The 10,173-nt window shown below is 68.5% G+C and carries 8 protein-coding genes; 2 read left to right on the top strand and 6 right to left on the bottom strand.

Annotated features, from left to right (window positions below):
* From AB7U92_RS14240 to AB7U92_RS14220, 5 genes are all read right to left on the bottom strand, one after another.
* Positions 1 to 668: 2-dehydropantoate 2-reductase (locus AB7U92_RS14240; protein ID WP_428577910.1), on the bottom strand; the 668-nt coding region annotated here is incomplete at its 3' end.
* Positions 669 to 678: 10 nt separating this feature from the next.
* Positions 679 to 2,190 carry a tripartite tricarboxylate transporter permease gene (locus tag AB7U92_RS14235; RefSeq protein ID WP_428577907.1) on the bottom strand — a complete coding sequence of 504 codons (1,512 nt, stop codon included), beginning with the start codon at positions 2,188 to 2,190 and terminating at the stop codon, positions 679 to 681.
* A 9-nt stretch (positions 2,191 to 2,199) separates the two neighbouring features.
* Positions 2,200 to 2,709 (bottom strand): tripartite tricarboxylate transporter TctB family protein, encoded by a 510-nt coding sequence (locus AB7U92_RS14230; protein WP_428577904.1) that lies wholly within the window; start codon positions 2,707 to 2,709, stop codon positions 2,200 to 2,202.
* A 40-nt stretch (positions 2,710 to 2,749) separates the two neighbouring features.
* Positions 2,750 to 3,760: a Bug family tripartite tricarboxylate transporter substrate binding protein gene (locus AB7U92_RS14225; RefSeq protein WP_428577901.1), complete on the bottom strand. Its 1,011-nt coding sequence runs from the start codon at positions 3,758 to 3,760 to the stop codon at positions 2,750 to 2,752.
* Positions 3,761 to 3,804: 44 nt separating this feature from the next.
* Positions 3,805 to 5,328: an acyl--CoA ligase gene (locus AB7U92_RS14220; protein ID WP_428577899.1), complete on the bottom strand. Its 1,524-nt coding sequence runs from the start codon at positions 5,326 to 5,328 to the stop codon at positions 3,805 to 3,807.
* Between the two features lie 254 nt (positions 5,329 to 5,582).
* On the opposite strand from AB7U92_RS14220, the gene AB7U92_RS14215 reads away from it, so the two are divergent.
* Complete coding sequence (locus AB7U92_RS14215) at positions 5,583 to 6,407, top strand: sulfite exporter TauE/SafE family protein (protein WP_428577916.1); 825 nt, start codon at positions 5,583 to 5,585, stop codon at positions 6,405 to 6,407.
* Positions 6,408 to 6,434: 27 nt separating this feature from the next.
* Here the strand turns inward: AB7U92_RS14215 and AB7U92_RS14210 are convergent, their stop codons facing one another.
* On the bottom strand, positions 6,435 to 7,475 hold the full coding sequence (locus AB7U92_RS14210) for a GGDEF domain-containing protein (protein ID WP_428577896.1): 1,041 nt from the start codon (positions 7,473 to 7,475) through the stop codon (positions 6,435 to 6,437).
* Positions 7,476 to 7,928: 453 nt separating this feature from the next.
* Here AB7U92_RS14210 and nirB point away from each other — a divergent pair.
* Positions 7,929 to 10,173: nitrite reductase large subunit NirB (gene nirB, locus AB7U92_RS14205; RefSeq protein ID WP_428577913.1), on the top strand; the 2,245-nt coding region annotated here is incomplete at its 3' end.

Below are 10,173 nucleotides of genomic sequence, written 5' to 3'. Positions count from 1 at the left end.
GTGGCGTGCGTCAGCGCCGAGATCGGGTTGAAGCTGAGGTTGCCCCACAGCTTGACCCACAGCTCGGAGCGGATGTCGCGGCTGACAGGAGCCTTGAAGCCGGCGCGCATCATGGCCTGGGACAGCGCCTCGATACGTTCGCTGCGCTCGCCGTCGAGTTCGCCGAGCGTGAAGCGGTTGCCCTCGATCACCTTGACGACGCCGGGCTCGACGAGCTCGCTGGCCGGGTAGACCACGCTGCCGATGATGCGCTCGCGCTCGATGTGCTGGTCGATCAAGCCGCCCGGATCCACGCTGTCCAGGCGACGTCCTTCGTACTCGCCGCCGAGCTTGTGGAAGTACCACCACGGGATGCCGTTGATCATCGTCACCACCATGGTCTGCGGGCCGAACAGCTCGCGCAGGCCAGGCAGCACGTCCTTCACCTGGTGCGCCTTGAGCGTCAGCAGCACCGCATCCTGCGGCCCGGCGTCGGCCATGTGCTGCACCGCCTTGGCCGTCGGCGCGTGCTCTTCCGTGCCGTCCTCGAGGATCAGCCGGAAGCCACGCGCGTTGATCGCCTCGAGATTGCGATTGCGTGCGATGAAGGTGACGTCCTCGCCGGCGCACGCCAGCCTGGCCCCCAGGTAGCCGCCGATCGCCCCGGCACCGACCACCGCGATCTTCATGTTCGTGTCCTCACTTCGCTTGACTGTACTCGCGCGAGCGCAGCGACTTGCGCGCGAAGGTCCACAGCGGCGACAGCAGCATCACCAGGGCCAGCAGCACGATGCTTCCCACCAGGCCGTTGGACCAGAAGATCGACAGGCTGCCCTGCGACAGCAGCATCGCCTGGCGGAAGCTGGCCTCCGCCATGTCGCCCAGCACCAGGGCCAGCACCAGCGGCGCCAGCGGGTACTTCAGCTTCTTGAACAGATAGCCGAGCACGCCGAACACCAGCATCAGCACCACGTCGAACATCGAGTTGTGCACGGTGTACGCGCCGATCGCGCAGATGACGATGATCACCGGGGCGATCACCGAGAACGGGATGCGCAGCAGTGCCGCCCACCAGGGCACCGTGGTCAGCACGACGAACAGGCCGACCAGGTTGCCGAGGTACATCGAGGCGATCAGGCCCCAGACGAAGTCCTTCTGCTCGACGAACAGCATCGGCCCGGGCTGCAGGCCCCAGATCAGCAGGCCGCCAAGCAGCACCGCGGCCGTCGGCGAGCCGGGGATGCCCAGCGTCAGCATCGGCAACAGCGCCGAAGTACCCGCGGCATGGGCAGCGGTTTCCGGCGCCACCACGCCCTCGATCGCACCCTTGCCGAACTGCTGCGGATTCTTCGAGAAGCGCTGTGCCACGCCGTAGCCCATGAACGAAGCCGGCGTGGCGCCGCCCGGCGTGATGCCCATCCAGCAGCCGATGGCCGTGGAGCGCAGGAATACCTTCCAATACTGGATGATCTCGCCCCAGGTCTGCCACACCACCTTGGGGCTGATGCGCGCGCTCCTGCCCTTGAAGGCCAGGCCCTCCTCCATCGTCAGCAGGATCTCGCCGATGCCGAACAGGCCGATCACCGCGATCAGGAAGTCGAAGCCCTTCAGAAGCTCGGGCACGCCGTAGGTCATGCGCAGCTGGCCGGTGACGGTGTCCATGCCGACCGCCGCCAGCGCGAAGCCGAGCATCATCGCCGCGATGGTGCGCGCCGGCGGCTCCTTGCTCATGCCGACGAAGCTGCAGAAGGTCAGCAGTTGCACCGCAAAGAATTCCGCCGGGCCGAACTCCAGCGCGAACTTGGCCAGCCAGGGCGCCAGGAAGGTGATCAGCACCACCGCGAAGAAGGCGCCGACGAATGACGAAGTGAAGGCCGCCGTCAGCGCCTGCGCCGCCTTGCCCTGCTGCGCCATCGGAAAGCCGTCGAAGGTGGTCGCCACCGACCACGGTTCGCCTGGGATGTTGAACAGGATCGAGGTGATCGCCCCACCGAACAGCGCACCCCAGTAGATGCAGCTCAGCATGATGATCGCCGAGGTCGGGTTCATGCTGAAGGTCAGCGGCAGCAGGATGGCCACGCCGTTGGCACCGCCCAGGCCCGGCAGCACGCCGATCAGGATGCCCAGCGTGATGCCCACCAGCATGTACAGCAGGTTCGGGCCGGTGAGCGCGACGGCGAAGCCGCCGGCGAGGTTCGCGATCTCTTGCATCGCAGCCCCTCAGAAGCCCAGCGCCCGCTCGAGCGGGCCCTTGGGCAGCAGCACGAGGAACCAGCGCTCGAAGAGCAGGAAGAACGCGATCGGCACGGCGGCCGCCACCGCCGCCGTGATCGGCCAGCCGTACTTCCCGTGGCGCTTCATGAAGTAGGAGATCAGCAGGAACGAGGCCACATAGATGCCGAGCCCGGCGATCAGCGCCACGTAGACCACCATCGGCACCAGCACTGCGAAGACCAGCCCGATCTGCTCGCGCGTGGCGAACTCGCCCTTCAGCGGGCTGCGCCCGATCAGCGCACGCAGCAGCGTCCAGCCGCTGGAGCCGATCAGGAACAGTCCCACGTAGAAGGGGAAGTAGCCCGAGCGCGGGCCGTCGTCGGCCCAGCCGATGCCCACGCGCAGGCTGTCGGCCACCACCAGTGCGCCGATGGCCAGCAGGAAGACGGCCACGCCGACCTCCGGCCCTCGGTTGCCGACGACTTGTTCGTCGCCGGCCTCCTTCTCGTCCGTCATGTTGTCTCCTCGCGCCGGCTCTGCGGCCGGACCGGGTGGTTCACTGTGCGATGAAGCCGGCTTCCTTCATGAGCGTGCGGTGCATCTGCTCGTTCTTGCCCAGCCAGTCGAAGAACTCCTGCCCGCTCAGCGCGGTCTGGCGGAACGCACCCTTGTTCATGAATTCCTTCCACTCGGGCGTGGCGCGCACCTTGGCGAAGAGATCGAGGTAGTACTTGGTCTGATCGGGCGTCACGCCCGGCGGCATGAAGATGCCGCGCAGCATCACGTACTCGGCCGGAATGCCGGCCGAGGTGCAAGGCGGCAGGTCGCCCCAGGCCTGCGTGGCGGTGACCTTGTCCTTGTAGGGCAGCCTGTCCTTGTCGAACACGCACAGTGCGCGCAGCTTGCCGGCCCGCCAGTGCGACTCGGCCTCGATCGGGTTGTTGACCGTCGAGTCGATGTGCTTGCCGACCAGTTGCACCGCCACGTCGCCACCACCCTTGAAGGGGATGTAGGTCATCTTCTTGCCCGCGGCCTTCTCGAGCATCACGGTGATGATCTGGTCTTCCTGCTTGGAGCCGGTGCCGCCCATCTTGAACTGGTTGGGGTTGCCGGCCTTCACCGCGTCGAAGTACTCCTTCGCGGTCTTGTAGGGCGACTCCGCATTCACCCACAGCACGAACTGGTCAAGCGCGAGCATCTGCACCGGCGTGAGGTCGCGCCAGTTGAACGGCACGCCGGTGGCCAGCGGCGTGGTGAACAGGTTCGACAGGGTGATGATGATCTTGTGCGGGTTGCCCTTGTCTTCCTTGACGTTGAGGAAGCCCTCGGCGCCGGCGCCGCCCGACTTGTTGACGACGACGATCGGCTGCTTGGTCAGGTTGTTCTTCGCCGCCACGCCCTGGATGAAGCGCGCCATCTGGTCGGCCCCGCCGCCCGTGCCGGCCGGCACCACGAACTCGATCGGCTTGGTTGGCTCCCAGGCCGCGGCCGCAAAGCTGGCACAGGCCGTGGCCACCGCCAGCAAGGTGCCGCGCAGGCCCCGGCGGGAAGATTTCGTCGTCGTCATGTTGCCTCCTGGTTGGTCGAAACGGATTCGGTTCGGGGCGGGCCTCAGCCCAGGCCGAGCTTGGCGGCCAGGCCGATGCGCTGCAGCTTGCCGGTCGCGCCCTTGGGGATCTCGGCCATGAACAGCACCTTCTTCGGCACCTTGAAATCGGCGGCGCGCTGCGCCACGAACTCCTGCAGTTCGCGCTCGGTGGCCTCGCGGCCTTCGCGCAGCACCACCACCGCGGCGACTTCTTCGCCGAGCTTGGGGTGGGGCATGCCGAAGCAGACCACCTGCGCCACCGCCGGGTGGTCCATCAGGATCTCGTCGACCTCGCGAGGGCTGATCTTCTCGCCGCCGCGGTTGATGATCTCCTTCAGCCGGCCTGTGATCGACACGTAGCCGTCGGCGTCCATCACACCCTGGTCGCCAGTGCGAAACCAGCCGTCGAGGAAGGCTTCGGCGTTGGCCTTGGGATTGCTCTCGTAGCCGGCGGTGACGTTCGGGCCGCGGATGACGATCTCGCCGGTCTCGCCGCGAGGCAGCAGGCTGCCGTCCTCGGCCATGATGGCCACTTCAGGCCCTGCCGCCTGGCCCACCGTGCCCGGCTTGCGCACCGCCGGGGGCAGCGGGTTGGAGCACATCTGGTGGGTGGCCTCGGTCATGCCGTAGGCCTCGATCAGCGGCGCCTTGAACACTTCCTCGAGCTCGCGGATCACCTGCGGCGGGATCGACGACGACGACGAGCGCAGGAAGCGCAGCGGGTGGCGCGCGATCACGTCGGCGTTCTTCGGCGCGCGCGACAGGATCGCCTGGTGCATCGTCGGCACGGCCGTGTACCAGGTGGGCCGGGCCTCGTCCATCCAGGCGAAGAACTTCAGCGCATTGAAGCCCGGCGTGCAGAACACCTGCGAGCCGGCCGACAGCGGTGCCAGCACGCCGGCGATCAGGCCGTGGATGTGGAACAGCGGCATGATGTTCAGACCGCAATCCTTCGCGCTGAACTGCAGCGTGCGCGCGATGTGCGTCGCCGAGGCGGCGAGGTTGCCTTGCGACAACGGCACGATCTTCGGCCGCGACGTCGTGCCCGAGGTGTGCAGCACCATCGACACGTCGTCGGGCTGCGCGTAGCCGCCGTTCGCGCTGGGCGTGGTGGCGCGCTGCTCGCGCGGCTCCAGCGTGAAGCTGCCAGCCGGCTCGGCCGGATCGCTGACCAGGTCGATCACCGGCACGCCGAGCTTGAGCGCCACCTCGATCGACGGCGACACGCTGCCGCGCGAGACGATCAGCGCCTTGGCATTCAGGTCGGACAGGTAGAACTCGAACTCGTCGGCACGGTAGGCCGGGTTCAGCGGCGCGCTGGCCACGCCGCTGGCGCAGGCCATGAAGCAGGTGGCCATCTCGGGGCCGTTGTCCAACACGATGGCGACGCGGTCGTTGCGGCCGAGGCCCAGCGCATTCAGCCGCTGCAGCGTGTTGTCGATCAGCTGGCGCAGCGCGCCGTGGCTGAGGGCTTCACGGCCCGGTGCGGCGACGGCGGCGGCGGACGCGGCGCCTTGCGCCAGCAGGTCCTTCAGGGTGCGAGACATGAAGCTCCTCGAAACGAAATGGCAAGCCTGCCGACGGCAGGCGACGGCACAACGGCTGGGACAGGGGCGCGGGGAATGCTTGCAGCCCGATGCCCGGCTGATGGCCGGACCGATACACGGGCCTCGATGCAGGCCCAGACCGCAAGCGTGACCTTTATAGCGCACGGGGCGAGGCGGCACAATTCATGGTTGTCACCAAGTCCCGTGCTGCCGAGCGGATCGAGTCCCGTCGCGAGGCCTGCCCCTTTGCGCCGATGCCGTTCCCGCTTCCTTCGCCCACGCTGCTGATCGAATTCCTCGCCCTGGGTGCCTTCGCCGGCTTTCTCGCCGGGCTGCTGGGCATCGGCGGCGGCATGCTGATGGTGCCCTTCGTCACCTTCATCGTCGCCTCGCGCGGCGTCGAGGCCGGGCTGGCGGTGAAGATGGCCATCGCCACCTCGATGGCCACCATCCTGTTCACCTCCATCTCCAGCCTGCGCGCCCACCACAAGCGCGGCGCAGTGCGCTGGGACCTGGTGCGGGGCATCGCGCCGGGCATCGTGGTCGGTTCGCTGGCCGCCGGCGCCGGTGCGTTCGCGCTGATCAAGGGCTCGGTCCTGGCCGTGCTGTTCGCGGTGTTCGTCGGCTTCTCGGCCACGCAGATGCTGCTCGACCGCAAGCCCAAGCCTTCGCGCGGGATGCCCGGCCCGCTCGGCCAAGGCGCGGCCGGCGCCGGCATCGGCTTCCTCTCGGGGCTGGTCGGCGCGGGCGGCGCCTTCGTGTCGGTGCCCTTCATGACCTGGTGCAACGTGCCCATCCACAACGCGGTGGCCACCAGCGCGGCGCTGGGCTTCCCGATCGCGCTGGCCAGCACGGTGGGCTACGTGATCGGCGGCTGGAACCTGCCCAACGCCCTGCCCGGCTCGCTCGGATACCTCTACCTGCCGGCGCTGCTGTGCATCGCCGCTGCCAGCGTCAGCACGGCGCCGCTCGGTGCGCGGGTGGCGCACAGCCTCGATGTCCGCCAGCTCAAGCGGGTGTTCGCGCTGATGCTCTACGCCCTGGCGGCGTACATGGTGCACAAGGGGCTGACGGGCTGACCCGCCACGCCTCGGCCCGCGCCGCCGTCACTCCAGCTCGAAGCGGATGCTGGCCAGCGTGACGTGGTTGCCGCCGCGCTTGCGGGCCTCGGCCAGTGCCAACTCGGCAGCACCCACCAGGCCGTCCTGGGTATGGGCCGTGTGCGGGAAGCTGGCCACGCCCATCGACACGGTGAACCCGAGGTTGCGCCCCTCGAGCACGACGATCTGCGTGGCGCACTGGCGACGCAGGCCCTCCATGCGCGAATGCGCCGTGGCCAGCCCGACGCCTGACAGCAGCACCGCGAAGCGGCTGTCGTCGAGGCGGCAGGAGGCATCCATCGCGCGGGTGTTGCCGCGCAGCAACCGGCCAAGCGCCTCGAGGATGCGCGTGCGCGCGGCCGGGCCCATGGCTTGGGCTTCGGCCGAAAGGGGATCGAGTTCGATCGAGACCAGCGAGAACTCGCGGTGCTCGCGCGAGGACAGGTCGACCTCGCGGCGCAGCTGGTCCTCGAAGTGCACCTTCTGGTACAGGCCGGTGACGCTGTCGCGCAGGCTCTGGTCCTGCGTTTCGCGGCGCATGGCTTCGGCAGCCTGCTGCTGCTGCTCGAGCTGCGTCAGCGCCAGCTGGAGCTTGGCCTCGGTCTGACGCTGCGCCGTCTGGTCCAGCCACAGGCTGCACAGCGCCACCGGCGCACCGTCGCCGCCGCGCAGCGCCACGCGGGCCACGCCGAACTCGCGGCGCGCGCCGCCGAGTTCGAGCTTGTGTTCGGTGAGCGCGCCGCGCGGCATGGCCAGGGCGGCGTTCTCGGCGGTGCGCAGCGCCGGCCACTGGCTGGCCTCCAGCCACCGCGCATCGGCCGTGCCGACCATCGCCTCCGGCGTGCTGCCGAACAGCGCCGCCATGCGAGCGTTGGCGTAGAGGTACTGGCCGGAGGCCGGGTCCTTGACGGCGCAAGGCAAGTCCAGGCGCGCGATCAGCTCCAGCAACGCCTCCGCCAGCGGGGCCTCACCGGGCCGCGCCAGCGCCGCCAGCGCACCGGCAGGATCGGTGCGCCCGGAAGTCGCCTGCGAATCAGGTTGGGTCATGGACGGGTGGGCCGTGGGCGATCGGGAAACTCCCACCCCAGGCATCTTGAACGCCGCCGGGCGGAATGACAAGGAATCGGCAGAACCGATCGATCCTGTATCCCCAACTCGAAAACCATCATAACGAGGGGCGGGTGCGCCGCACCGCCTGAATCAGGGGGACGAGGTATGCCGGGGCCGGCAGGACCTGCGCGGCGTGAGGTCCGTCACATGCACCGCGAAAGCGCCGCGCCATGCCCGCTCCGTTGCGCCCTGCGCACCGCCGCGGTGCGCCAGGGTCGGCGCCCGCCCTTTCCACGCTGGCCTGCCACTTGCTTGGTGCCGGACGGGTGTAACGACGCACCCGGCGGGCACGCCCCGCCGCGCGCACACGGACGTGCGCGGTGATGCCGAACCGCCGGCCGGGCCTGCCCGACCGGCCCTCTGGAGCGCGTCATGGACGTCGTACATGGAATGAAGAAGATGAAGCTCGTGATGGTCGGCAACGGCATGGCCGGTGTCCGCACCCTCGAGGAACTGCTGAAGATCGCCCCCGGCCTCTACGAGATCGCCGTCTTCGGCGCCGAGCCGCACCCCAACTACAACCGCATCCTGCTCAGCCCGGTGCTCGCCGGCGAGCAGACGATCGACGAGATCGTGCTCAACCCGCTGTCGTGGTACGAGGAGCACGGCATCCGGCTGCACCTGGGCAAGAAGGTGGTCGAGATCGACCGGCGACGCCGCATCGTGCGCGCAGCCGACGGCACCGAAGAGACTTACGACCGCCTGCTGATCGCCACCGGCTCGAACCCTTTCATCCTGCCGGTGCCCGGCAAGGACCTCGACGGCGTGATCGCCTACCGCGACATCGCCGACACCGAGGCGATGATCGAGGCGGCCCGGAAGTACCGGCACGCCGTCGTGATCGGCGGCGGGCTGCTCGGCCTGGAGGCAGCCAATGGCCTGATGCTGCGCGGCATGCAGGTGACCGTGGTGCACATCGCGCCGCACCTGATGGAGCGCCAGCTCGACGAGGCAGCCGGCCAGCTGCTGCAGAAGTCGCTGGAGGAGCGCGGACTGACGTTCATGATCGGCGCCCAGACCCAGGCGCTGGTTGGGGGCGCAGACGGCAGGGTTCGCGCCGTGCAGTTCAAGGACGGCCGCGAGATCCCTGCCGACCTGGTCGTGATGGCCGCCGGCATCCGCCCGAACACCGAGCTGGCCGAGAAGATCGGCCTGCACGTGAACCGCGGCATCGTCGTCAGCGACACCATGCAGACCGTCACCGACCCGCGCATCTACGCCGTCGGCGAATGCGCGGCCCACCGCGGCATCGCCTACGGCCTGGTGGCGCCGCTGTTCGAGCAGGGCAAGGTCTGCGCCACCCACCTGGCCGAGTTCGGCATCGGCCGCTACACGGGCAGCCAGGTCAGCACCAAGCTCAAGGTGACCGGCATCGACCTGTTCTCCGCCGGCGACTTCATGGGCGGCGAAGGCACCGAGGAGATCGTGATGAGCGACCCCTTCGGCGGCGTCTACAAGAAGCTGGTGATCAAGGACGACAGGCTCGTCGGCGCCTGCCTGTACGGCGACACCGTCGACGGATCGTGGTACTTCAAGCTGCTGCGCGAGGGCCGCAAGGTCGCCGACATCCGCGACAAGCTGATGTTCGGGGAGAGCAACATCGGCGACGTCGGCCACGAGGGCCACAGCAGGGCCGCGGCCATGGCCGACGCCGACGAGGTCTGCGGCTGCAACGGGGTGACCAAGGGCACGATCTGCAAGGCCATCAAGGACAAGGGCCTGTTCACGCTGGATGAGGTGCGCAAGCACACCAAGGCCAGCGCGAGCTGCGGCTCCTGCACCGGCCTCGTCGAGCAGCTGCTGATGTTCACCGCCGGCGGCGACTACTCCAAGGCGCCGACCAAGAAGGCGATGTGCGGCTGCACCGACGCCAGCCACCAAGAGGCGCGCGAGGCGATCAAGGCCGACAAGCTGCTCACCGTCGACAGCGTCTACCGGCGCCTCGGCTGGAGGTCCCCGAACGGCTGCGCGAGCTGCCGCCCGGCGATCAACTACTACCTGATCAGCACCTGGCCCAAGGAAGCGCAGGACGATCCGCAGAGCCGCTACATCAACGAGCGCAGCCACGCCAACATCCAGAAGGACGGCACCTACTCGGTCATCCCGCGCATGTGGGGCGGCGAAACCACCGCCGACGAACTGCGCCGCATCGCCGACGCGGTGGACAAGTACAGGATCCCGACCGTCAAGGTCACCGGTGGCCAGCGCATCGACCTGCTCGGCGTGAAGAAGGAAGACCTGCCGGCGGTGTGGAAGGACATCGGCATGCCCTCCGGCCACGCCTACGCCAAGGCGCTGCGCACCGTGAAGACCTGCGTGGGTTCGGAGTGGTGCCGCTTCGGCACGCAGGACAGCACGCAGATGGGCAAGGACCTGGAGCGGGCGCTGTGGCGCATGTATGCGCCGCACAAGGTGAAGCTCGCCGTCAGCGGCTGCCCGCGCAACTGCGCCGAGGCCGGCATCAAGGACGTCGGCGTGATCGGCGTCGACTCCGGCTGGGAGATCTATGTCGCGGGCAACGGCGGCATCAAGACCGAGGTGGCGCAGTTCCTGGTCAAGCTCAAGACCGCCGAGGAGGTGCTCGAGTACAGCGGCGCCTTCCTGCAGCTCTACCGCGAGGAAGGCTGGTACCTCG

This window comes from Piscinibacter sp. (assembly GCF_050175855.1).
Lineage (GTDB): Bacteria > Pseudomonadota > Gammaproteobacteria > Burkholderiales > Burkholderiaceae_C > Piscinibacter.
Note: the sequence above shows the minus strand (reverse complement) of the source record. Positions and strands in the feature narration are given on the sequence as shown.